Origin of the sequence: Paracoccus sp. Ld10 (assembly GCF_045064235.1) — a bacterium.
In the GTDB taxonomy this organism is placed as follows: Bacteria; Pseudomonadota; Alphaproteobacteria; order Rhodobacterales; family Rhodobacteraceae; genus Paracoccus.
Map to the genome: position 1 here is coordinate 76,884 of NZ_JBISHD010000031.1, position 22,985 is coordinate 99,868.

The 22,985-nt window shown below is 63.6% G+C and carries 19 protein-coding genes and 1 pseudogene; 15 read left to right on the plus strand and 5 right to left on the minus strand.

Annotated features, from left to right (window positions below; all coding sequences use genetic code 11):
* Nucleotides 1-19 precede the first annotated feature (19 nt).
* Nucleotides 20-1,528: an ABC transporter substrate-binding protein gene (locus ACJJVR_RS12490; RefSeq protein WP_405405010.1), complete on the minus strand. Its 1,509-nt coding sequence runs from the start codon at nt 1,526-1,528 to the stop codon at nt 20-22.
* Nucleotides 1,525-2,328: a hypothetical protein gene (locus ACJJVR_RS12495; protein WP_405405011.1), complete on the minus strand. Its 804-nt coding sequence runs from the start codon at nt 2,326-2,328 to the stop codon at nt 1,525-1,527. The genes ACJJVR_RS12490 and ACJJVR_RS12495 overlap by 4 nt, the downstream gene beginning before the upstream one ends.
* Before the next feature lie 802 nt (nt 2,329-3,130).
* On the opposite strand from ACJJVR_RS12495, the gene ACJJVR_RS12500 reads away from it, so the two are divergent.
* The 4 genes from ACJJVR_RS12500 (at nt 3,131) to ACJJVR_RS12515 (ending at nt 7,161) form a co-directional block, all read left to right on the plus strand.
* Nucleotides 3,131-3,775, plus strand: coding sequence for a hemolysin III family protein (locus tag ACJJVR_RS12500; RefSeq protein ID WP_405405013.1), 645 nt, complete (start codon nt 3,131-3,133; stop codon nt 3,773-3,775).
* Nucleotides 3,776-4,065: 290 nt separating this feature from the next.
* On the plus strand, nt 4,066-4,809 hold the full coding sequence (locus tag ACJJVR_RS12505) for an SDR family oxidoreductase (RefSeq protein WP_405405412.1): 744 nt from the start codon (nt 4,066-4,068) through the stop codon (nt 4,807-4,809).
* 295 nt (nt 4,810-5,104) lie between these two features.
* The gene (locus ACJJVR_RS12510) at nt 5,105-6,154 is read left to right on the plus strand and encodes a hypothetical protein (protein WP_405405015.1); all 1,050 of its coding nucleotides are present in this window, start codon (nt 5,105-5,107) and stop codon (nt 6,152-6,154) included.
* A gap of 26 nt (nt 6,155-6,180) precedes the next feature.
* Entirely contained in the window at nt 6,181-7,161 is a 981-nt protein-coding gene (locus tag ACJJVR_RS12515) for a TAXI family TRAP transporter solute-binding subunit (protein ID WP_405405017.1), read from the plus strand.
* Between the two features lie 72 nt (nt 7,162-7,233).
* Here ACJJVR_RS12515 and ACJJVR_RS12520 read toward each other — a convergent pair whose 3' ends face one another.
* Nucleotides 7,234-8,949: an AAA family ATPase gene (locus ACJJVR_RS12520; RefSeq protein ID WP_405405018.1), complete on the minus strand. Its 1,716-nt coding sequence runs from the start codon at nt 8,947-8,949 to the stop codon at nt 7,234-7,236.
* 591 nt (nt 8,950-9,540) lie between these two features.
* On the opposite strand from ACJJVR_RS12520, the gene ACJJVR_RS12525 reads away from it, so the two are divergent.
* The 4 genes from ACJJVR_RS12525 to ACJJVR_RS12540 all read left to right on the plus strand — a co-directional run bounded on the left by ACJJVR_RS12525 (nt 9,541) and on the right by ACJJVR_RS12540 (nt 13,180).
* A complete protein-coding gene (locus ACJJVR_RS12525) occupies nt 9,541-10,449 on the plus strand; it encodes a metal ABC transporter substrate-binding protein (protein WP_405405020.1) in 909 nt (302 codons plus the stop codon).
* Between the two features lie 90 nt (nt 10,450-10,539).
* Nucleotides 10,540-11,451: a manganese/iron ABC transporter ATP-binding protein gene (locus ACJJVR_RS12530; RefSeq protein WP_405405022.1), complete on the plus strand. Its 912-nt coding sequence runs from the start codon at nt 10,540-10,542 to the stop codon at nt 11,449-11,451.
* The gene (locus tag ACJJVR_RS12535; protein WP_405405023.1) at nt 11,448-12,335 is read left to right on the plus strand and encodes a metal ABC transporter permease; all 888 of its coding nucleotides are present in this window, start codon (nt 11,448-11,450) and stop codon (nt 12,333-12,335) included. Before ACJJVR_RS12530 ends, ACJJVR_RS12535 begins: the two co-directional genes overlap by 4 nt.
* Complete coding sequence (locus ACJJVR_RS12540; protein ID WP_405405025.1) at nt 12,332-13,180, plus strand: metal ABC transporter permease; 849 nt, start codon at nt 12,332-12,334, stop codon at nt 13,178-13,180. Before ACJJVR_RS12535 ends, ACJJVR_RS12540 begins: the two co-directional genes overlap by 4 nt.
* A 75-nt stretch (nt 13,181-13,255) precedes the next feature.
* On the opposite strand, the gene ACJJVR_RS12545 is transcribed toward ACJJVR_RS12540, so the two are convergent.
* Both ACJJVR_RS12545 and ACJJVR_RS12550 read right to left on the minus strand, forming a co-directional pair.
* Nucleotides 13,256-13,930 carry a DUF3047 domain-containing protein gene (locus ACJJVR_RS12545; protein WP_405405026.1) on the minus strand — a complete coding sequence of 225 codons (675 nt, stop codon included), beginning with the start codon at nt 13,928-13,930 and terminating at the stop codon, nt 13,256-13,258.
* An 84-nt stretch (nt 13,931-14,014) separates the two neighbouring features.
* Complete coding sequence (locus ACJJVR_RS12550) at nt 14,015-15,097, minus strand: FAD-dependent oxidoreductase (protein ID WP_405405027.1); 1,083 nt, start codon at nt 15,095-15,097, stop codon at nt 14,015-14,017.
* Between the two features lie 130 nt (nt 15,098-15,227).
* Between ACJJVR_RS12550 and ACJJVR_RS12555 the strand changes: the two genes are divergently transcribed.
* The 7 genes and pseudogenes from ACJJVR_RS12555 (at nt 15,228) to ACJJVR_RS12585 (ending at nt 22,600) form a co-directional block, all read left to right on the plus strand.
* Complete coding sequence (locus ACJJVR_RS12555) at nt 15,228-15,677, plus strand: DUF302 domain-containing protein (protein WP_405405028.1); 450 nt, start codon at nt 15,228-15,230, stop codon at nt 15,675-15,677.
* Nucleotides 15,678-16,033: 356 nt separating this feature from the next.
* Nucleotides 16,034-16,791 (plus strand): annotated as a pseudogene (locus tag ACJJVR_RS12560) (IS5 family transposase).
* A 250-nt stretch (nt 16,792-17,041) separates the two neighbouring features.
* Nucleotides 17,042-17,185 carry a hypothetical protein gene (locus ACJJVR_RS12565; protein WP_405405030.1) on the plus strand — a complete coding sequence of 48 codons (144 nt, stop codon included), beginning with the start codon at nt 17,042-17,044 and terminating at the stop codon, nt 17,183-17,185.
* A 585-nt stretch (nt 17,186-17,770) separates the two neighbouring features.
* The gene (locus ACJJVR_RS12570) at nt 17,771-19,030 is read left to right on the plus strand and encodes an imelysin family protein (protein WP_405405031.1); all 1,260 of its coding nucleotides are present in this window, start codon (nt 17,771-17,773) and stop codon (nt 19,028-19,030) included.
* Between the two features lie 2 nt (nt 19,031-19,032).
* Nucleotides 19,033-20,571: a di-heme oxidoredictase family protein gene (locus ACJJVR_RS12575; protein ID WP_405405033.1), complete on the plus strand. Its 1,539-nt coding sequence runs from the start codon at nt 19,033-19,035 to the stop codon at nt 20,569-20,571.
* Nucleotides 20,571-21,542: an imelysin family protein gene (locus tag ACJJVR_RS12580; RefSeq protein ID WP_405405035.1), complete on the plus strand. Its 972-nt coding sequence runs from the start codon at nt 20,571-20,573 to the stop codon at nt 21,540-21,542. The genes ACJJVR_RS12575 and ACJJVR_RS12580 overlap by 1 nt, the downstream gene beginning before the upstream one ends.
* Complete coding sequence (locus ACJJVR_RS12585; RefSeq protein ID WP_405405037.1) at nt 21,542-22,600, plus strand: DUF1513 domain-containing protein; 1,059 nt, start codon at nt 21,542-21,544, stop codon at nt 22,598-22,600. The genes ACJJVR_RS12580 and ACJJVR_RS12585 overlap by 1 nt, the downstream gene beginning before the upstream one ends.
* The last annotated feature ends 385 nt before the right edge of the window (nt 22,601-22,985 follow it).

Genomic DNA, 22,985 nt, shown 5'->3' on the forward strand with positions numbered 1-22,985 from the left:
CCGGGGGCGCGGGCCGTGATCATTCCGACCAGCCCATCCGGTTCAGGAACAGGCTTTCGTTCGGGGTCGGCGTCCAGTCCAGATTGTCCGAGGCACCATAAAGGATTGCGGCCTGGTACAGCGGCACCTGGGGCACCTCCCGGGCGACCCATTCATGCACCTGACTATACAGGGCAAGCCGGGCGTCCGGGTCCATCTGCGAGCGGGCATTTTCCAGCAGGCTGTCCAGATCGTCATCGCGGACCCGCGACCAGGACGAACTGGAATGCAGCAGCGGGTACAGAACCCCATCCGCATCCTGACAGGCGCATGACCAGCGCCCAAAGCCCATGTCGGGGGCATCTTCGGGCGCGCTTTGCGATTTCTGCAGATAGGTTGCCATGTCGGTCATCTCGATCTCGACCGAGAGGCCGACATCGCCCAGCATCTGCTGAATCGCCTGCACGATACGCTGGTCAAAGACCGGCGCGGTGGCAAAGCCCAACGGCCGCGTTGCAGGCTCTCCGATCTCGGCGATCAGGGCGCGGGCGGCGTCGGGATCATAGGGCACGCCCTCCAGCCCCTCGACCCATCCGACATGGGCAGGTGTCAGCATCTGGCCAACGGGGTTGTCGAAACCACCCAGCAGACCTTCGACCAGCAGATCGCGGTCGATGGCGTGGGCGATGGCGCGGCGCAGGCGCACGTCGTCCAACCCCGGCTTGGCCCGGTTCACGCTGAGATAGGCGACGCGTTCGGTCAGCGCCGACAACGGGCTGACGCCATCGGCGGCCTCCAGCTGCAGGGACAGGTCGGGGTCCATGCCAACCACCAGGTCCGACGCCCCCGACGTCAGGTTCGCCACCCGGGTCGAGGCATCGGGCACGGCGCGGAACACCGCCGCAGGAAAGACCCCGGCATCGCCCCAATAGTCGTCGTTGCGGACCAGCCCCACCTCGACCCCGCGCTGCCAGCTGTCGAACCGATAGGGGCCTGACCCGACCGGCGCCAGGTTGAACGCCTCGCGGCCCAGATCCTCGACGATCGCCTTGGGTACGATGGACAGCTTGACCAACTGGGCGAACAGCGCCGGATAGCCGGTCGCGGTGGTCAGGCGCACGCGACCGTCGTCCAGCACCTCGGCGCTGGTGATGCTCTCGAATTGCGACAACTGTGGAGAGCCGAATTCCGGGTCGGTGATGCGCTGGATGGAATAGACTACATCCTCTGCCGTCAGCGGGCTGCCATCGTGGAACTGTACGCCGTCGCGGATCGTGAACACCGTCTCGGTGTCTGACACCTGTTCCCATTCGGTGGCGATCTGCGGAACGATCTGCCCCGCGTCGTCCCGGGTCAGCAGATTATCAAAGATGTTGCGGTAAACGTAATAGCTGTCGGGGTTCCATTGCAGGTGCGGATCCAGCGTCGTCGGTTCATTGACCAGATCGATCACCAACCGTTCCGCATCGGCCAGCGCGACCGAAGGCGCCGTAAGCGCCGTCGTTGCGGTCAGAATGGCGGCGAACAGCGTATTGGGAACAAGTCTCATGCCGGATCTCCTTTGAATGAACGGGTTTTGCGCGATGCACCAGCTTTAGGCGCGGCAGGTCGGGCCGTGGCTGAACGATTAGGCTGTTGATTGGTCGGGGCGGTGGACAGGGGCGCGGCGCTGCGGGCCAGCGCCCGCGCCGCGCGATGGTCAAAGGCGTGCCGCATGTCGTCCAGCAACACCGTCGCCGCGGGGGCATCGCCCTTGGCCAGCGCCTCGGCAAGCGCGGCCAGCGGCAGGGGGTCGCGCTGTACGCCGAATGCCTGTTCCAGATTCCGATCCGCGCGCAGGGACAATTCCCACGTGTCGATCAGCCAGCGCCTGATCCGGGGTGGGGCGACCGACTGCGCGATCAGACCCAGCAGGGCCCGTTCCTGATGCAGCAGCGCCTGACGGTTTGATTTGGTCAGCTGCGCGGTTGCCGCATGATGCACCGTCGCGCGCAGACGCAGTTCGTCCGCCAGGTCGATGGGTGGCGCATGATCAAGCAGCGCGGGTTCAAGGCAGCGCCGGGATGCCGTCAGATCCGCAAGATGCGCGGCCGATACCGGCAGGATCATCGAGCCGCGCCTGCCGTCGGGTGCAATCCAATCGGAGGCCGTCAGCTTCATCATCGCTGCGCGAACGGCCGCAAGGCCAAACGCGAACCGTGTGCTCATCTCGGCCTCCGAGATGGCGCTGCCCGGCGGCAGGCGGCAATCAATGATCGCGGTGCAAAGCGTGGCATAGGCACTGTCGGCCAGGCTGTCGCGCCGCCCAGTCAGTTTGATCGCTGAAAACGGGGATTGCTTGTCATACATCCGTCGATGATGGCAGCAGTTTTCAACATGTCAATTCTGTATCTTCAACATGTTCATTGCTGCCGGATACGCGCCCATTCGACAGGCAATGATGCCGTCAGCGTTCCAGAACGCATTCCCGCACGGTGGTCCAGGCGGGCGGTTCGTCATTCCCGCCGCGTCCAGATCCCCGACCGGCTTGCGATCACAGACCCTCAAGCCAATCGATGCCACAGCCAGAACCATCGTGCGCTACGCATGGTCGAACCCAGCAGCCCCCGTGATCTGTTGCCGGAGACGGCCCCTTGTCGCCAAAATCGTAGCCCTGACCATGCTGAAATGAGGCGACAGCATGGATACGACGTCGCGTGTCGGATCGACGTTTTCCGAAACTCGGCTGGCCGGCTTGCCTGAATTCGACCCTGAATGGTAGCGGGGATGGCCGTACACGACGATCGACGTCGCAGTGCTGTGGGGTTGCCCGTCGCGGTTCTGGCCTGTGATCGGGCAGGGACCGGGCGCAATACCTACATCATGCCCCACCGCCGATGACTCAGCGCGTGTTTCGGTGTTCCTTTGCCGCTGTCGGTCCGTCCATGCGGCATCCGGTTGTGCGCCGTGTCGGGTGCCGCTGTGGCTGGACTGGCGGTTTTGCGGTACCAACGCCGGTCGTGTTTCTGTGCCGCAGCCCATGCGCCGGACATTGCGGGTGCCGCGGCGGTGGCGCCCGGGCGTTTTCGCGGCACGGATGACTGGCCCCGACTGTTTCCAGACTATCCATTTCGTCCTAGCATGCAGTGACGTCATCGACAGGATCCGCATCATGCCGCAGCGCAACGGTTACAGCCGTGCCGAGACCGTTTCCGACCTGATCGTGCACCTGATCGGTCTTGGGGCTGCGGTGCTGGCGGTTCCGGTTCTGGTGACCCTGACATGGACCCAAGGCGGCGGCGCCATGTCGGTGCTGGGCGTGTCCGTCTATGGCGCGACGCTTGTCATGATGATCCTGTGTTCCACCCTGTACAACGCGAACCACATGCCCCGATTAAGCCCGGTTCTAAGACGGCTGGACCATTCGGCAATCTATCTGAAGATCGCCGGCACCTATACCGCGTTTGCGTTGACGGCGACCGAACCGGCGGGCTGGTTCCTGGCATGGATCTGGGGATGTGCCCTTGGCGGCGCAGGATTGCGCAGTCTTGCCCCAGACAGCTGGCGCGGCGCCGCCATCGGTCTGTATCTTGTCATGGGGTGGTCGGGCGCCGTGGCCGGTGGCGCGCTGTTCGACGATATGTCGTCCCGCGCCTTTGGCCTGATCCTGACGGGCGGAATCGTTTACACGGCGGGCTTTGGTTTTTACCTGTCACCGCGCCTGCGGTTCCATCGCACGATCTGGCACGTCTTTGTCATGACGGCCAGCGCCGTGTTCTTTGCGGCGGTGATGGTGCATGTCACGGGGCCGCGCTGATACGGGGGGACCGCTGACCGCCTCGTATCGCCGCACGGGCAGGCCGAAAGGCTGTCCGGGCCACGGCAATGCCTGTCCCGCGTCATTGCGCAACGATGAACGACACCCGCCGGATGATCCTGCACAGGCGGTTCACATGCGCAGGCCACGATCGCCTGCCGTGCTGCGTCCGCGCCCATGATCGGTTGTCCCTTGGCGTTCGGAGCGCGGACCGCGATCAGTGGAATGACGCAAAGGGAGTGCGTAGGATGCGTATCGAAATCACATCGCGGGGCAGGGAAAACACAATGATCGATCTTGCAGGAAAGACGGTACTGGTCACCGGGGCCAGCCGGGGCATTGGTGCGGCCACGGCGCGGGCCTTTGCCATGGCGGGTGCCACGGTCGGGGTGATGGCGCGTGACGCCCATGCGGTCGCTGCGCTGGCGGATGATATCGACGGTATCCCCCTGTCGGGTGACGTTGCGCGGGCCGGCGATATGGACAACGCGGTGGGTGTGCTGCGCGACAGGACCGGACGGTTGGACGTTCTGGTGAACAACGCCGGTCTGATCGGCCCTATCTCCGGGCTGGCCGACGCGGACCCCGATGACTGGAGCGACGCGATCGACGTCAACCTGAAGGGTGTATTCCACGGCATCCGGTCCGCGCTTCCGCTGATGCGGGGGCAGGGTGGCGGGACGATCCTGACCGTCGGATCGGGTGCGGCCCACGCCCCGCAGCAGGGATGGAGTGCCTATTGCGCCAGCAAGGCGGGTGCGCTGATGCTGACCCGGTCCCTGCATCTGGAGGCGCATGCCGACGGCATACGGGCGATAAGTCTGTCGCCCGGCACGGTGGCCACCGACATGCAGGCGGCAATCCGCGACAGTGGTATGAACCCGGTCAGCCAGCTTGACTGGGCCGTGCATATTCCACCCGAATGGCCTGCACGAACCTTGGTCTGGATGTGCGGCCCGGATGCGGATTCCTATCTGGGTGAGGAGATCTCACTGCGCGATGAGGCCATTCGGCGGCGGGTGGGACTTTGCTGATACCGTGGCACGACTGCTGATGGTGATATCGCGCACCGGGACGGGCTCTCTGCGACATGGCGGAAACGGGGCGCATCCGTCGGGTCGCATGTGACCGCTGCATGGGGCGTCAGGGATGTCCCGCAACGGTAGACTATCGGTCGGCTGATGCCCGCTGCGGTAGTTCCACGTCCTGCTGTGGCGGCAATGTCGCAGAGATTTGATGGGTGCCGTGCACAGGGCAGGGGTAGGCACGTCTGGCAAACTTGACAAACGGTCGTGCCTTACCATTATCGCCCGACGGAGGATTTTGATCGTGTTTTTGGTATCCCGTATTCCGGTGGCAACGTTGGCAGCCGTCGGCCTTTTGGGCGCGACAGGGTTTTCGTGGGCGCAGACAACGCAAGATGAGCGTATCGCGCAGGCACATGCGTTGCGTCAGATCATCGTCGAGATGGAGACCGAGGCGGCGGCACTTGAACCGCAGGTGGAGGCGGCCCGGTCGGCGCTGCGCGATTTGACCACTAGCATCGAAGAATCGACCGGTCAGCTTGCTCAGGAACAGGAAAATCTTGCCGCCGCCAAGGCTGACGAGAGCGCGATCCGCAGCGAGATCGAACGAGTGCGGGCCCAGGAGGTCGAACTGAGCGACCGTATCAGCGCCGCAGAGGCGCAACTGACAGAGCTGTCGGCGACAATCGACGCCCGTCGCGCAGAGGCTGATCAACTGATCGCGCGCACCGAAGACCTTCGCACCGCCGAGCAGCAGCAGGCACAGCGGCTGTCCTCGCTGGAAGGTGAGATCGAGGGCGTGACGGCCGGGCGGGCGGATCTGGCCTCGGCGCGACAGGGCCTGGAGACACAGCTTGGCGAACTGCGGACGGAATTGGCTGACCTGACCGGCCAGCGCGATGCGATGCAGGCCGATCTGGAACGGTCCGAAGACCTGGCGGCCCGGATCGTCGCACAAGAGGCACAGTCGTCCGCCCTGGCAGAGCAGGTCCAGAGTCTGACCGCTCAGGTGGCATCCCGGCAAGCGCAACTTGACGCCGCCGCCGCCGCGCCAGAGCCCGCCGCGATCGCGGAACCCGAACCCCAGTCACCGCCGCCAGTGCCCGCGCCCACGACACCGCCCACGCCACCGCAGGCCGCCGAGGACAGCGTTGCCTTGCAACCGCGCAATGCGGATCAGGTCAGCGCAGTCCTGGCGACGACGCCAGGACTGCCTGAATCGCCGGCTGCGCGTGACCAGCTGCGCGATCTTCTGGTCGAGGGTCAGTGCACGGTCGAGGCACTGCGTCAGGTTCAGGACCCGATCAACCGACAGGCTCTGGTCGTCCTTTTGGCTGGGCTGGATGGATGTTGACACACCTTGTACCGAAAGAAACGACGATGCTGGTCTCTACCTTCATGCGACGCCTTGGTTTGGGAATTTGTGCGGCCTCCGGCATCGCATTCGGCGGCAATGCGCAGGATGCCGACCTGTCGATCATGACGGGGTTGCAGGCAGGCACCTATATCCAGTTCGGTCGCGATCTGAGTGCGATCATGCAGCAATGCGGCACGACCCTGGATGTCGTTGAATCGGCTGGTTCGCTGGAAAACCTGCTTGCCCTGAGAGAGCGTCCGAACACCCAGTTCGGCATCGTTCAAAGCGATGTTCTGGAGTACATGCAGACATTTGCCGTGGATGATCCCACGGTCGCGCGTGCGGTCGACGGCGTCCGGATTGCATTCCCCCTGTACGAGGAGGAAGTCCATATTCTGGCACGTCGCGACATTGCAGAGTTCGGCGGCCTGAACGGAAAGCGGGTCGCGATCGGTGCGCTGGACAGCGGCACATATCTGACGGCGTCGCTGATGATATCATTGGCGGGGATCGAGCCTGCCCAAGTGGTCGCCATCGCCCCTGACGACGCCCTTGCGCAACTGGAGGCTGGCGACATCGATGCATTTTTCTATGTCGCGGGTGCACCCGCGACTCTGTATTCCGCAAACGCGATCGACGGCGAACGGTTTCACCTTTTGCCGGTCCAGGACACGACGCTGCAGGCGGTGTACACCCCGACGACGCTGGCTGGCGGCACCTATGGCTTTCAGCCCGATCCAGTAGAGACCGTCGCCGTCAAGGCAGTGCTGATGACATATGATTATGATCCCCGCGGAAACCGGTATCATCAGGACAGTTGCCGCGGGGTGTCGGATCTGTCTTCGCTGATGCTGTCCAACATCGATACGCTGCGACGCGAGGGGCATCCCAAATGGCAATCTGTCGACCTGACCGACATGCCGTCAGGATGGGACGTTTCCACCTGTGTCAGTCGCGGCATCGATCCTGACTATGTTGCAAACTGCAGCGTCGAAACGCCCTAGGATCAGGCGCAGTCCGAACGGGCATTCAACCTGCGTGCCATCGTTGCGACATCTGCGTGGCCGTGCTGATGGTCAGGGCTGGTTGGCGGCCGTCCAGGGCGATGCCGGACCCGGTGTTCCGTCGCGCCGCAATGCGATGACCCTCCAGCGGGATACCGGCTGTCCGATCAGGGCTGCTGTCAGGTCGGTTTCCAGTTCCTGGACCTGTTGCGTGCCCGCTGCGACGAACTCGATCAGATAGCGCGATGCGTCTGTTCCGGACGCCCCGCGCCAGTACAATTCGGACTGGCTGCCAGCCAGGATCGTCTGGCGTTCCGGCATTGCGGCGACAAGGTCGGTGGTTGCCGGCATTGGTGGCGCCGTTTCCAGATCGCGCAGGCGTGCTGCGGCACCATCAATCTGCGCGGCATTGCGATACCACGCACGCGCGCTGTTCACGTTGGCCTCGACCCCGACACCCGTCTCATAGAGCTGACCGAGGTAATAGGCGGCCCGCTCGCTGCCCCAAAGCGCGGCCCGGGTATAGAGCCATAGCGCCGATTCCGGATCGTCCCCACCCACGGCAAGTGCTTGGGTCAGCAGCTGCCGCGGGTCGGGTAGCGCGTCCTCGACACGCGTGTCCAGCTGCGCGATCGGTGGATCGGGCTGGACGACGGGAGGGGGATCGGCCTGAACGACGGGAGGGGGTGCAGGCTCTGCGGCGGGCTGCTGAACAGCGGCTGTCTGAACAGGGATCGATTGATCGGCAGGCCCCCTGCCCAATATGATCCAGGTTCCGGCCAGAGCGATAACACCAACGGTCGCAGCACCCGCCAAAGCCGGTGTCAGCCAGCGTCGGCGCAGCGGATCGTCCTGGGGGATGACATCGTGAAATTCGTGCGTCTTCAGTGCTGCGTTGCCCTGAAGCGATGCAAGCAATGTGGGTGTCTCGGCCGCGGTCGGCCGGTCCTCATGCTCACCCGAAGGCAGCTCCGGCAAGGGATAGGGAAGCGTTTTCGCCTGCGCCATCGAGGCGAGGCAGGCATGAACGAACCGCTCGTCCAACGTATCGCCCGGGTGTCCGCCTGCCTGTGACAGGCAGTACCTGACCAGATTGTCGATATGCCCCGGATACCCTCCGGATGCCATGTGTATCAGCAACAGACTGCCGGCATCGAAGGGTTGGTTGCCTTCGTGGCATGGACATTTGCGGGCGCGAAAGCGATGGGCGATGTACTGGGACGTCTCTGCGGGCAAGAACGGATGCATGCGCAGGTGGCCGCCGAGTCTGCGGCGCAACTCCTCCCGGACAGGGGGGGCAAGCAGCGCCGTCGCCTCTCCGCGCCCGACCAGCAGCACATAAAGTGGTTGAGGCAGGCCCGATGCCGCCGTGTACTGCTCGAGGAATTCTTTCGAGGCCTCCGAGATCAGATGTGCATTGTCGACGATCAGGACGCATTTGCGATAGGACGCACGGCACCGGGCGAAAAGCCGCGCCAGTTCGTCCAGCGGGTCTGCAGCATTGATGCCGAATGCCTTGGGCACCTCTTGGGCTAGGTCGATGCCGGGCCTGTCCAGGTTGACGCGGGCGACATTCATGCTGCCCGAGAGCAGGGCGGCAAGCTCTGACGCGAGGACGGTCTTGCCGACCTTGGCTGGACCCGACAGGCTCAGCAGGCCGCGGTCGAACTTGGTCCATGCCTTGATCATCGCAAGATTGTCGCGATGCGCCTCGGTCAGGTACAACTGGTGACGGTCCGGTGCGGTGGCAAAGCTTGGACAGGCCGTCGTCTCAGATGCATTGTCCACGATACGCTCCACCAATGCACACGGTCCCGACACCCTGGCAGGGGTGTCAAAGTATGGAAAAGACCCACAACCACGCTAAACAACAATGACGGGGCCGTCCATCGCCAAGCTGTTCAACTCTTCTGCACTTCGACGCTCATGTGGCCATTCGCATCGGTGGTCCATGCGGCACGCGCCCAAGGCGGTCTGTCGAAATGGTGGTTTTGGCGGCGCATGCTGGTCTGCGCGAACGGCCCGTTTGCTGAACAAACGCAGCCGATGTCCCACCGCACGTCTTGCCGCAGACGCCGTGCGGCAAGAACTGCTGATCGTCTTTCGAGGCTGCCTTGTAGCCCGCAGTCCATTGGATGGCGGCTGCTGCCAGACCGCCCCTGATCGTGAACACGCGCTGCCGTGTCGCGGGCAACCACCAGCCTGACACTGTGCCATAGCACTCTGCTGAACTGGTAAGGCACGCCTCGATCGCCATGCAGGGCGGAATGTGGGTCACCCCAGCATGGTCGATCAATTGAGAACAATTCTCATATGCATTGACACTTGCGAGTGCTTCTCATTACGATTACCGTGTTTGTACAATGTCAGGAGACATCCATGCGCCTTTTCACGGTTCGGTCCGCCGTTCTTGCCACGGCTGCGTCAATGGCCATACCGGCCGCCGCACAGGACACGGGTGACAAGTTCAAGGTTCTGACCACATTCACCATCCTTCAGGATATGGCCCAGAACGTGGCCGGGGACGCCGCCGAAGTCGTCTCCATCACCAAGCCGGGGGCCGAAATTCACGGCTATCAGCCCACCCCCCAGGACATCGTGCGCGCGTCGGACGCCGATCTCGTGCTGTTCAACGGGCTGAACCTGGAGCTGTGGTTCGAACAGTTCATCGGCAACCTGGGCGACATGCCGTCCGCGATCCTGACGGACGGGATCGAGCCTATATCGATCTCGTCAGGCGACTATGAGGGTCAACCCAATCCGCATGGCTGGATGGGGCTGCAGAATGCCACGATCTATGTCGACAACATCCGCGACGCGCTGTCGCAGCATGATCCGGACAATGCGGCGACCTATGCCGCCAATGCCGAAGCCTACAAACAGCAGATCACCGATACCGTCGGCCCGTTGCGCGAACAGATCATGGCCCTGCCCGAGGAAGGCCGCTGGCTGGTGTCCTGCGAAGGAGCCTTCAGCTATCTGGCGCGCGATTTCGGCCTGAAGGAATCCTATCTGTGGCCCATCAATGCCGATCAGACCGGCACGCCCCAGCAGGTCCGTCGCGTCATCGACACCGTGCGCGAACACGACATTCCGGCGGTGTTCTGTGAAAGCACCGTCAATCAGGCCCCCGCCCAGCAGGTCGCCCGTGAAACCGGCGCCGAATACGGCGGCATGCTGTATGTCGACAGTCTGAGTGAACCGGACGGCCCTGTGCCGACTTATCTGGATCTGCTGCGCGTCGATGCCGAAACCATTGCGGCGGCGCTGGCGCAGCAGATGAACTGATCGACGGGCACCAACGACCCGGCCCACCGTTCGCCGCGGCGGACACCCGCGTTGCGAACCGCGCGAAACCGCGCCACAAGGATGATACCGATGCCAGACGTTTCCCCCGACCCGATGCGCGATGCCGACGGCGGTGATGCAGCGAGTGGTATCATGGTCCGCGACGTGACGGTGACCTATCGCAACGGGCACACTGCGCTGCACGATGCCAGCTTCGAGATCCCGCGTGGCACCATCACGGCGCTGGTCGGCGTCAACGGCGCGGGGAAATCGACCCTGTTCAAGGCGATCATGGGGTTCGTTCCGACCGCGCGCGGAGAGATCCGGCTGTTGGGCCGGACGGTCAAACAGGCGCTGGCCGCGAACCTCGTCGCCTATGTTCCACAGGCCGAGGAGGTGGACTGGGCCTTTCCCGTCCTGGTCGAGGACGTGGTCATGATGGGCCGTTACGGTCACATGGGCTTTCTGCGGCGCGCCCGCCGTGCCGATCATGCGGCGGTCGATGCGGCATTGGGCCGGGTCGGCATGAGCGATTTCCGCAAGCGCCAGATCGGAGAGCTGTCCGGCGGACAGCGCAAGCGCGTGTTCCTGGCCCGCAGCATCGCACAGGACGGTCAGGTCATCCTGCTGGACGAGCCGTTCACCGGCGTCGACGTCAGGACCGAGGAACGCATCATCACCCTGCTGCGCGAACTCAAGGCCGAGGGGCGGGTGATGCTGGTATCGACCCACAACCTGGGTTCGGTGCCGGAATTCTGCGACCGGACGGTTCTGGTCAAGGGCACGGTCCTGGCCCACGGTCCTACCCGCACGACGTTCACACGCGACAACCTGGAACAGGCGTTCGGCGGCGTTCTGCGCCATTTCACGCTTGGCGGCGGCGATCTGCATCACGACGATGACGGCCGCGAGGTCAGCATCATCAGCGACGACGAACGCCCCTTTGTCCATTACGGCGAAAAACGGACCGCCGCCGCGGGTCGCGCAGAGGACGCGCAATGATCGACGTTCTTCTTCAGCCGTTCTCCTATGGCTACATGTTCAACGCGATGTGGGTGTCGTCGCTGGTGGGGGGTGTCTGCGCCTTTCTGTCGTGCTATCTGATGCTCAAGGGTTGGTCGCTGATCGGCGATGCGCTGTCCCATTCGGTCGTGCCGGGGGTGGCGGGCGCCTATATGCTGGGCCTGCCCTTTGCGGTGGGGGCGTTTCTGGCGGGCGGGCTGGCGGCGGGGGCGATGCTGTTCATGTCGGGCCGGTCGGGGCTCAAGATCGACGTGATCATCGGCATCATCTTTACCTCGTTCTTTGGGCTGGGGCTGTTCATGGTGTCGTTGTCACCTGTTTCGGTGTCGATCCAGACGATCATCATGGGCAACATCCTGGCCATCACCCCCGGCGACACGCTGCAGCTGGCGATCATCGGCTTTGTCTGCCTGTCGGTGCTGCTGTTGAAATGGCGCGACCTGATGGTGGTGTTCTTTGACGAGAACCACGCCCGCACCATCGGCCTGCGCCCCGACCTGCTCAAGGCGGTTTTTTTCATGCTGCTGTCGGCGGCGGTGGTCGCGGCGATGATCACCGTCGGCGCGTTCCTGGTGATCGCGCTGGTCGTCACGCCCGGCGCCACGGCCTATCTGCTGTGCGACCGCTTTCCGCGCCTGATCATGGTGTCGGTGCTGATCGGCACGGTGACCAGTTTCCTGGGGGCCTATGCCAGCTATTTTCTGGATGGGGCGACCGGTGGCGTCATCGTGACGCTGCAGACGGTGATCTTTCTGATCGCGTTCGTCTTTGCGCCCAAGCACGGCATGCTTGCGGCCCGCCGCAAGGCCGCGCGCGCGCTGGAACGGCGTCCCCAGGACGCGGCCGAGGAGGCCCACCCGTGATGGACACGCTTTTGCTGCCGTTCCAGTTTCCGTTCATGCAGAACGCCTTTTGGATCTGCCTGATGGTTGCGCCGCCCACGGCGCTGCTGTCGTGTTTCCTGGTGCTCAAGGGGTGGGCGTTGATGGGCGATGCGGTCAGCCATGCGACCTTGCCCGGTATCGTTCTGGCATGGATTCTGGGCCTGCCGCTGCTGGTGGGGGCCTTTGCGGCGGGCATGCTGTGCGCCCTGTCCACCGGGTTTCTGGCCCATAACAGCCGCGTCAAGGAAGACACAGTCATGGGTGTCGTGTTCTCGGGCATGTTCGGGCTGGGCATCATCATGTACACCTCGATTTCCACGAACGAGCATCTGGACCACATCCTGTTCGGCAACATGCTGGGCGTGGGGTCCGCCGATCTGTGGACATCGGGGATCATCGGTCTGCTGGTCAGCGGACTTCTGGCCCTGAAATGGAAGGATCTGCTGCTGCACGCTTTTGACCCGGCACAGGCGCAGGCCTCCGGCCTGCCGATCCGCGTGCTGCATTACGGACTGCTGTGCGCGCTGTCGCTGACGATCGTATCGACGCTATCATCGGTTGGCCTGATCCTGGCGGTGGCGCTGCTGGTGACGCCGGGGGCCATCGCGTTCCTGCTGGTCCGCAGCTTTCATCGGATGATGGCGGTGTCGCTGATCGTCTGCGTGTTCGCGATGCTGGGCGGAACCTATATCAGCTTTTATCTGGACAGCGCGCCCGCGGCGACGGTCGTGATGGTGCTGACCGTGATCTTTATCGGCGCATTTCTGCGCCGGTTGATCGTGACACGACATGCGTCTCGGGTCGGTGGCGTCCAGAACAGTTGATGGTCGTCCGGCTGCCGCGTCTGTCCCGGGCTGATCCAGCCGGATGGACGCCGGTGGCAGGGGCGCGCAGCGATGCTAGCCCAGGACCAGATCCGACAGACTGGCGCGCAGCTGCGTGTTCGTGTCGTCGCTGTCCGCCGAGACCGCCAGCCCGACCAGCACCTGCGGTGCCTCGCCGAATGCCGTGGCATAATCGCGGGCCAGATCGACCTGCGCGCGTCCCGCGCCCGTCCCTGCGGGGCGAAGGGCGATCGTGAAGCCCCGCCCGCGCAGATAGGGGCTGGCCAGCATCGCGCCCGGCGCATGATTGCCGCCCCACACATAGATCAGCGTCCGCGCGGACCGGCTGGTCAGCAACCGCTGTGGCGAGGTGTCGGGCGACAAACGAGCCGCCGCCTGCTGATCCATGAACACGAAATAGACCGAGACGTTGCGATCATCGCCCCCCTTGCGCGCCAGGTCTGTGGGGGGGACGCTGGCTGTGACGGACCACGCCCACGAGGCCACCCGTGCGCCGCGCGCGGCATCGGGCACCGCGCGATACACCAGCGATGAACTGGAATCAGCCGCGATCGACAGCGTCCCCCCACCCAGGCCATAGCGCGTCGAGGCCAATCGTGGAAAGTCCACGGACCGCCAGGCGTTGTCAAAGGCGACGCGGACGCCCTGCTGGGCCATGCCCGCATGCGGGAGGCCTGCTGCTGCGGCCAATGCCGCCCCTGTGGCGAGAAAAGAACGACGCTGCATCATGGTAGCTCCTGCGGTGTGTGTCCCTGCTCATGTCTCATGCGCGGGGGAAATGTTACGGGGCTCACGTTTATGTGTTGGCACGGGTCAATCCTGCAGGCTGGCCATGAAGCGGCGGTCGATCCGGTCCTTCCACCGCCACAGCCACGCCCCGTACAAGGTCAGCCCGCGCCATTCGGCCAGCGCCAGCCGATCGCCCAGAGAGATGATCTTGAGGTAATCACGCTGCGGGTCGTAGCGCTGCAGCGGCTGGTCCGATATCGCCGCGGCAATGTTTGCGGCCAGCACCGGTGCCTGGCGAACGGCGAACACGCCCGCCTTGGGGCGGGGCGCATGCACCATCGCGGCACAGTCGCCCACCGCAAACAGCGTCGGGTGCCCCTCTACCTGCAATGTCGGGGTGACACGGACAAATCCGGCATCATCGACAGGAAGGGTTTCGGCCATCCACGCATGTGATCGCGCGCCCGCGATGCCTATCGACAGTCCGGAATTGATCGTGGTTCCATCCGTCAGCACGGCGACATCAGGATGAACCGCAGCAACTGTTGCGCCTGTCAGGACGCGGATACCGGACCGGGTAAGCGCCGCGGTCAGATAACGACGCGCGCGTGGTCGCAGCGCCGCGGCGATCATCGGACCTGCCTCGACCACGGTGACGTTCCGGGCTCCGCGATGGCGCAGTGCCAGGGCAACTTCGGCACCGGCCACGCCGCCGCCTATGATCACCACAGGCGCCGTCGGGTCGGTCCCGAAAAGCCGCGCGGTGAACGCCTCCAGCGGCTTGATGGCGATGGCGTGGTCGGCAAAGCCCATGATTTCGGGCATGGCACCATGGCTGCCCACATCCAGCGCCGCGATATCATACGACATCATCGTTCCATCGCCCAACGACACCTGCCGGGCCACCGGATCCACCGCCATGATCGACCCTTGAACAAAGGATACGCCGTGCGTTGTTGCGAAACGGTCAAGATCAATCCGCATCTTGTCCGGGCCATAATGACCGGCGATGCATCCGGGAAACATGCCCGAGTAATGGGCCTGCGCCGCCGCGTCGATGACGGTGATGCGCGCCGTGGGCAACGCTGACCGCAACGCGCGCACGGCCAGCAGGTTCGCGTGCCCGGCCCCAAGAAGCAGGATCCGGGAACTGTCTGCAACTGCCATCTGCTACTCCCCTGGGGCATGCGGGCGCCTGTGCCCCACGCATGCGTGTTCGTATTCATGTCGGGATTCAATGGCGATTGTCGCCCGACTGCCCCAAGATGGGCCGGAACAGTCACGAAAGGACATCTGAATGCGCCATTTTCTTGCGACCATTGCCTTGGGCCTTGCCGCCGCCACGACTGCACATGCCGACGACTGGGTCGTCAAGGCCAGCCCGCATGATGTCGCGGCAACCGCAGACCGGCTGGAGGCGATCATCGATGAAAGTCCCGCCACCCTGGTCGCGCGCGTCGATCATCAGGCCGCCGCGGCTGATGCCGGGCTGCAGATGGACCCGGCGACCGTGATGATCTTTGGCAACCCTCAGATCGGCACGCCGCTGATGCAGGCCGATCCGCGCGCCGCGCTGGACCTGCCACTGCGCGTCCTGATCTGGCAGCAGGACGGTGTCACGAACGTCGGCTACCTGTCGGTCGATGCATTGACCGACCGTTATGATCTGGATGATGCAGAGCAGGCGCTGGACGGAATGGCACAGGCGCTGGACCGCATGACGGATGGGGCGATCGCCGCCGAATAGGCCGCGAAACGACCAACGCATTGTCTTGTTTCCACCCAATATGGCCGAAGCCGCATGTCAGATGCGGCATCGGCCTTTTATGGCGCTGTGGTCCGGACGCGCCATCGCCCGACGCGATGTCACGTGATGGTGTCCGGTCCACCGCAACGAAGTTCGTGATTCGATGAACAGCATGCCACGGCGCATGGCTGATCGATTTTGAACACTTTGAAAAAGGGCCAGGGGAGGCGGGCATTCGTTGATCCGCGTTGCAGCTTTAGAACTGCTGCATGTCACTGCGTTTGCCTACCTAGGCTCTGGACCCATCGATTTCAGATTGGCTGCGTGATTCAGGGTTCTGGAAACGGAGCGGTGATATGTCTGATCTCTTCTGGCTGAGCGAGGCGCAGATGGCGCGTCTGGAGCCTTGTTTTCCGAAGTCCCACGGCAGGCCAAGGGTCGATGACCGCAGGGTGCTGAGCGGGATTATCTCTATCAACCGCAATGGTTTGTGCTGGCGTGATGCATCTGCGGAATACGGTCCGCACAAGACACTCTACAACCGTTGGAAGCGATGGAGTGACAAGGGCGTCTTTGCCCGGATCGTGGCCGGCCTGGCCGCAGAGTGCCGCGAAGAGAATACCGTCATGATCGACGCGACCGACCTCAAGGCACACCGCACCGTGACCAGCATGGGCGTGAAAAAGGGGGGCGCGGTCGCCTGATCGGTCGGACCAAGGGCGGCATGAACACCAGGCTGCATGCCATTTGTGACAGCCAGGGCCGGCCGTTGAACCTTTTCGTTGCCGCCGGGCAGGTCAGCGATCACATCGACGCGCGGGCGTCCCAGAGCAGCCTGCCGGATGTCGACTGGCTGCTCGGGGACCGCGGATATGATGCCGAATGGTTCCGAAAAGCGTTGGAAGACAACGGGATACGCGCCTGCGTCCCGGGGTGCAAGCAGCGCAAGACAACCGTGAAATACGACAAGCGTCGCTCCAAACGCCGCAATCGCATCGAGATCATGTTCGGCAGGCTCAAGGACTAGCGACGTGTCGCAACTCGGTATGACAGGTGCCCAAAGGTCTTCCTCTGGGCGATCGCGCTCGATGCAACCGTTATCTATTGGTTATGAGTCCAGAGCCTAGTGGATGCACCCCCCTCTACCCAGATGCCAGCCATGTTCAAAAACGATCCCCGCTGATACTCTTGTACCGACTTGCCGCAGTTCATAATTAAAGAACTGTCGTTCTGAAATGGTGATGGAATGCGCGCTGATGATTGCAGGGGTCGTCGCGACCCATCTGTGCGTGTTGATAAGCGGGGCGATCGCCACGTGCCATGGTCAGGACCGTTGTCCGACCCAATCGTAAAAGGATACTCACATGGACATGATGAATGGTCACATGGGAGGCATGATGATGCTGGGCTGCGGCATTGCCGGGCTCTTGGTGCTGGGTATTCTGGTCGTGGGTGTCGTCTGGGCTTTACGGTACCTAAGGCGGTCGAAACAAGACCACGCCTCTTGATCCATGGCAGGCTGCTGGTGGGTCGCGCGGCGCGTTGCCGAAGACGAAGCTGGCGTTGGGAGTAGCGAAAACTGCGGTGGATCGGCGTTGATGATATCGTACCTGTTCGTCATCTCGTGCAGACGTCTTTTCCCGGTGGCGACCATGCCGACAAAGCGCCGTCCTCAAAAGCCTTGCTGGCATCCGAAGGTTGCCGGAAAAACAGCAATTGGCTCTCATAAGTCAAAAATCCGCCGGACATGTTGCACGATTGATGACCCGTCATTCGGACAGCGGATGGAACGACGGCCCGAATGACGCATTTCTGCGCGGTCAGGCGTGGTTGTCCCATGAAAATGGGCCATGGTTCCGGTTTCCGTGATCACCTGATCCGTCTGGTTCACGCGGTCATTGTCCGGCTGCAGACACATACCACGACCCAGCTGGGCGTCGTGAACCGGCAGTGCGAAATGCGCGATAACCCCGCCGGCAATCAAATCCGATCAAATTAATCGCCTTTACTTCGATCGGTCGCGGCGCTAGTCAGGGCGGCGTTGTTGCTGCCTTATGAAAGGTGGCAATGCATCGTTTCACAGGATGATTGCCATGAAAGTCAGCGTTGCCGCCTATCTTGTCTCGACGTCTCTTTTTGCCACTGCGGCGGTTGCGGCCGACCCGGGTCAGGTGGTCGCGCATTACGCGGATATGGCGCATGCGCAATATGGCGACAGCCTGAAAACCGCGACCGCATTGCGCGGGGCGGTGGAAACACTGATCGCCGAACCGTCAGAGGCGGCGCTGGCGGCGGCGCGCCAGGCCTGGATCGCTGCACGCGTGCCCTATCAGCAGACCGAGGTGTTTCGGTTCGGAAACGCGGTCGTGGACGACTGGGAAGGCCGCGTGAACGCATGGCCGCTGGACGAAGGGCTGATCGACTATGTCGCCGATGGCTCGGCGCAGAACGAAGAGAACGACCTGGCGGGTCTGAACGTAATCGCCTCGCCACAATTCACCCTGTCCGGCACGGCCATCGACGCCACCGCCATCACGCCGGAACTGATCGCCGAAACGCTGCAGGAGGCTGACGGCATCGAAGCGAACGTCGCGTCGGGGTATCATGCCATCGAATTTCTGCTGTGGGGGCAGGACCTCAACGGGACCGGCCCGGGTGCGGGCGATCGTCCATACACCGATTTTGTTCAGGGCGCTGATTGCACAGGCGGCAATTGCGATCGTCGCGCCGCCTATCTGCAGGCGGCAACCGACCTGCTGATCACCGATCTGCAGGAAATGACGGCTGCCTGGGGCGACGGTGGTGAAGGACGCCTGGCAGTCACTCAGGACCCGCGCGCGGGTCTGTTGGCGATGCTGACCGGAATGGGCAGCCTGTCCTATGGAGAGCAGGCCGGAGAGCGGATGAAGCTTGGCCTGATGCTGAACGACCCCGAGGAAGAGCACGACTGCTTTTCCGACAACACGCATAACAGCCACTATTACGATGGGCTGGGCATCCGGAACGTTTATCTCGGGACCTACACCCAGGTGGACGGCACCGTGATCAGCGGACCGTCCCTGTCCGATCTGGTGTCGGAGGCCGATCCTGCTGTCGACACGCGACTGCGCGCCGAACTGGACGGGTCGGTAGGCACATTGCAGGCGATCAAGACCGCAGCCGAGGGTGGAATGGCCTATGACCAGATGCTGGCCGCGGGCAACGTCCAGGGCGAGGCGCTGATCATGGCCGCCATTGATGCGCTGGTAACCCAGACCGCTTCGATAGAGCGCGCGGTCAGCGTGCTGGGGCTTTCCGGTATCGACGTTGCGGGATCGGACAGCCTGGACAATCCAGCGGCGGTCTTTCAGTAAGCATGTCCGGGACGCTGCGAACCTGGCGCATGTGGGTTGCGCCGCTTCTGGTGCAAGGTCTGCTGACCGGCGCCGCATCGGGACAGGAACTGGACGACCGGCATCTGTCCGTGATTGATCGGACGCCGGCCGAGACTGCCCGCATCGCGGCCATCCTGTCGCCGCCCACGTCCTTTGACGCAGCAGAGCCGTTCGAGGAAAATGCCGCCGGTGCCGCCACGGTGCGCGCCATCGACACTGCCGATGCCTTCAGTCAGGCGTCGGCAAACATGCCCTTTGCGCATGAGATGGACTTTAAGCTGGGGAACGCGCTTTTTCGCAAGACCTGGGTGGCCTCGCCCGCCTCGACGCTGGCCTCTGACGGATTGGGGCCGCTTTACAACGCGCGCGGCTGTCAGGACTGTCACCTGAAGGACGGGCGCGGCCACCCGCCCGCGAACGACATGGATGGCGGGGTATCGATGTTCCTGCGCCTGTCGGTGCCGGGCGGTGACAGCCCGGTGGGCATCCCGGATTGGCACGCAACCAGCCCGGATCCCATCTATGGCGGCCAATTGCAGGATTTCGCAACCTTCGGCCTGCCAGCCGAGGGACAGATGCAGATCACCCACACCGAACGGTCGATGACCCTGGCGGACGGAACGACGGTCGTTCTTCGTGCCCCGACCTATGCGGTGGTGGACCCGGGCTTTGGCCCGCTGTCAGCGGACGTGATGCTGTCGCCGCGTATCGCGCCGCAGATGATCGGGCTGGGACTGCTGGAGGCCATTCCGGCCGCCGACATCCTGGCACGCGCTGACCCCGATGATGCCGATGGCGACGGTATTTCGGGGCGGCCCCAGATTGTCATGTCACGCGCATACGATGCCCCGATGCTGGGCCGGTTCGGCCTCAAGGCAGGCAACCCCACGGTGATCGACCAGTCGGCCGAGGCTTTCGCAGGCGATATGGGTCTGTCGAATCCACTGCACCCGCAGCCATTCGGGGACTGCACGCCGATGCAGGACCGCTGTCTGAACGCGCCTCACGGAGAGGAGCCGGGTCAGCGCGACGGGCTGGAGGTCGACGGCCCCAGTCTTGATCTGGTCAGCTTTTATGCGCGCAATCTGGGTGTTCCGGCACGGCGCGGGGCGGGTGACCCGCAGGTGCTGCGTGGCAAGGCGGTGTTTCATCAGCTGGGCTGCGCGAACTGCCACACGCCCAAACACGTGACCCACCGCCTCGAGGATCGTCCCGAGCAGAGCTTTCAGTTGATCTGGCCCTATACCGATCTTTTGCTGCATGACATGGGCCCCGACCTGGCGGACAATCGTCCCGAAGGGCGCGCGACAGGCACGGAATGGCGCACGCCGCCGCTGTGGGGGGTCGGTCTGACCAAGGCGGTCAGCGGCCATACCCGATTTCTTCACGACGGCCGGGCCGGATCCTTGCTGGAGGCACTGTTGTGGCATGGCGGCGAGGCCGCCGCAGCCCGCGACGGTGTCGTGGCCCTGCCGGCTTCTGACCGCGAAGACCTGATCCTTTTTCTGGAGAGCCTTTGATGCTGCGACCCCTGATCGTGTTGATCTCACTGTTCGCGACCACGGCAAGGGCGGATGTCCCGGACGTGGTCGACGACCATATCCTGCCGCGACACCAGGTCTTTGCCGAATCGACGCAGAGGCTGGCGCAGGCCGCGAATGACGGTTGCGACATGCAGACGCTGATCCCCGCGTATCAGGCGGCCTATGACGACTGGATGGGCATTCAGCACATCCGCATCGGACCGATCGAAGAAGAGGGCAGGGGCCTTGCGATCAGTTTCTGGCCCGATCCCAAAAGGCGGGGCCTGCAGGCGCAGCGGGAACTGCTGCAGAGCGATGCGGCGCAGCTGACCCCTACGGCAATGGCCCAGCAATCTGTCGCGGCGCGCGGTCTGACCGGGCTGGAACGGCTTTTGTTTCCGGCCGAGCCATGGGACATGGAAACCTGCCCGTTGATCCGGGCGACCTCGGACGATCTTGCACGATTGGCGACTGAATTGCGCGATGGCTGGCAGGACGATTTCGCGCCGCAACTGCTGATGGCCGGCGATCCGCAGAATGCCCGCTTTCTGTCCGTGGACGAGGCGCGACAGGCGCTTTTTACACAGGTCATCACCGGCCTTGAATACATCAAGGACCAGCGTCTTGGGCGGCCTATGGGCAGTTTTGATCGCCCGGCCCCCGAACGGGCAGAGGCCACAGCCTCGGGCCGCAGCCTTGTCAACGTCCAGTTGTCGCTGGAGGCGATCCGGGAAATGGTGGTGGCCCTGTCCGATCAGGCACCTCGGACCGTGCAATCGCTGGAACACGCGATCGATCAGACCCGCGATCTGGACGATCCGCAGCTGGCAGGGGTGTCCACCCCGCAGGGGCGCCTGAAGGTCGAAGTCCTGCAGCAATCGGTCGAGGCCGCGCGCCTGACCGCGCTGGAGGAATTGGGATCAGCCCTGGGCGTGACCCTGGGGTTCAACGCGATGGATGGTGACTGATGGCAACGCGTCGCATGTTTCTGGCCGGGCTGGCCGCATTGACGGTCCCCACACGCAGTTGGGCCGATGTCGGCAGCCCGGCGTTCCTGGTGGCCGGAAAATCAGGCCAGACGCATGTATTGCATGGCGTTACGGAGCAGGGTGAAAGTCTTTTCGCGATCGACCTGCCCGGTCGTGGACATGCGGCGGCGGCACACCCCCGCAAACCGCAGGCCGTGGCCTTTGCCCGCCGGCCGGGAGTTTTCGCCATCGTACTGAATTGCCATGACGGTTCCGTCCAGCACCGCATCACGCCGCCGGACGGGCGACAGTTCAATGGGCATGGCGTGTTTTCGGCAGATGGTCGCGTGCTCTATACATCCGAGGTCGTTGCCCGGACATCCGAGGGTCGGATCGGTCTGTGGGACACTGACGGATATACGCGGATCGCCGAGTGGGCTTCGGGGGGCATCGGACCCCACGACCTGAAGCGTCAGCACGATGGCGCCCTGATCGTGGCCAATGGCGGCATCGCCACGGACCCGGACGACCGCACCAAGCTGAACATCGACAGCATGCGTCCGAACCTTACACGCATCGCGGCTGATGGGCGGATCGACACGCAGGCCGAACTGCCCGACAGTCTCCGCCGCAATTCGATCCGGCATCTGGCGTTGGGTGCCGACGGTCTGGTTGCCTTTGCGATGCAGTGGGAGGGCGATCCGTCCGATGATGTCCCCCAACTGGGCCTGTGGCGGCCCGGAACGTCCCTCGTCCTGTGCCCACCGCCCCAGTCAGAGGCTCAGCGCATGAAGGGTTACGCCGGATCGATCGCGATGACCGATGACGGAATGGTCGCGGTGACCTCGCCGCGCGGGGGCGTCGTGATGATCCATAATCCGGACGGCACGCATCGGATGACCCATGTCAGGGCGGACGTCTGTGGTGTTGCGCCTTCGGCAGATGGCTTTGTCGTCAGCGACGGCAGCGGTGTCCTCTGGAACTGCGGTGCGACGACGTTTCGGCCTTTGACGACGGGTGGACCCGCGTGGGACAACCATCTCGTTCGATTGACCTGACCGCGTCTGACACGGACTGTCCGTCACGCGCACGCATGGGTCGACGCGCGGAACAGTTACGCAAACGCCGATAGCTCTTGCAACCGTTTCGATCCTGGAGCGGCCGGCACCACTGTGTTCGTGATGATACATTGGCAATGCAATATGCCTTGCCGTATCCCAAGCACAGGAATTGAGAGAGCGGAGATTGCGCCGACCGGTTCCGGACACAGGCCGGGATCAGGTCATCCACGACCGTGACCAACCGCACATCCAAGGATCGGCACGACTTCAAACACCCCGATCCTTCGCAGTGCCGGTCGCTGACCGGACGCAAGGCAGCGCGGCATTAGACCTTTCCCGACGACTACTCCTCCTCCGGGCCGCGGACGATGCAATATCACCA

Excerpts from the sequence above, each read along its gene's own strand:
- ACJJVR_RS12530 (WP_405405022.1), top strand. The coding sequence starts at position 10,540 with ATGCCAGACGTTTCCCCCGACCCGATGCGCGATGCCGACGGCGGTGAT.
- ACJJVR_RS12585 (WP_405405037.1), top strand. The coding sequence starts at position 21,542 with ATGGCAACGCGTCGCATGTTTCTGGCCGGGCTGGCCGCATTGACGGTC.
- ACJJVR_RS12490 (WP_405405010.1), bottom strand. The coding sequence starts at position 1,528 with ATGAGACTTGTTCCCAATACGCTGTTCGCCGCCATTCTGACCGCAACG.
- ACJJVR_RS12550 (WP_405405027.1), bottom strand. The coding sequence starts at position 15,097 with ATGGCAGTTGCAGACAGTTCCCGGATCCTGCTTCTTGGGGCCGGGCAC.
- ACJJVR_RS12580 (WP_405405035.1), top strand. The coding sequence starts at position 20,571 with ATGCTGCGACCCCTGATCGTGTTGATCTCACTGTTCGCGACCACGGCA.
- ACJJVR_RS12515 (WP_405405017.1), top strand. The coding sequence starts at position 6,181 with ATGCTGGTCTCTACCTTCATGCGACGCCTTGGTTTGGGAATTTGTGCG.
- ACJJVR_RS12565 (WP_405405030.1), top strand. The coding sequence starts at position 17,042 with ATGGACATGATGAATGGTCACATGGGAGGCATGATGATGCTGGGCTGC.
- ACJJVR_RS12535 (WP_405405023.1), top strand. The coding sequence starts at position 11,448 with ATGATCGACGTTCTTCTTCAGCCGTTCTCCTATGGCTACATGTTCAAC.
- ACJJVR_RS12570 (WP_405405031.1), top strand. The coding sequence starts at position 17,771 with ATGAAAGTCAGCGTTGCCGCCTATCTTGTCTCGACGTCTCTTTTTGCC.
- ACJJVR_RS12555 (WP_405405028.1), top strand. The coding sequence starts at position 15,228 with ATGCGCCATTTTCTTGCGACCATTGCCTTGGGCCTTGCCGCCGCCACG.
- ACJJVR_RS12575 (WP_405405033.1), top strand. The coding sequence starts at position 19,033 with ATGTCCGGGACGCTGCGAACCTGGCGCATGTGGGTTGCGCCGCTTCTG.
- ACJJVR_RS12495 (WP_405405011.1), bottom strand. The coding sequence starts at position 2,328 with ATGTATGACAAGCAATCCCCGTTTTCAGCGATCAAACTGACTGGGCGG.
- ACJJVR_RS12500 (WP_405405013.1), top strand. The coding sequence starts at position 3,131 with ATGCCGCAGCGCAACGGTTACAGCCGTGCCGAGACCGTTTCCGACCTG.
- ACJJVR_RS12525 (WP_405405020.1), top strand. The coding sequence starts at position 9,541 with ATGCGCCTTTTCACGGTTCGGTCCGCCGTTCTTGCCACGGCTGCGTCA.
- ACJJVR_RS12545 (WP_405405026.1), bottom strand. The coding sequence starts at position 13,930 with ATGATGCAGCGTCGTTCTTTTCTCGCCACAGGGGCGGCATTGGCCGCA.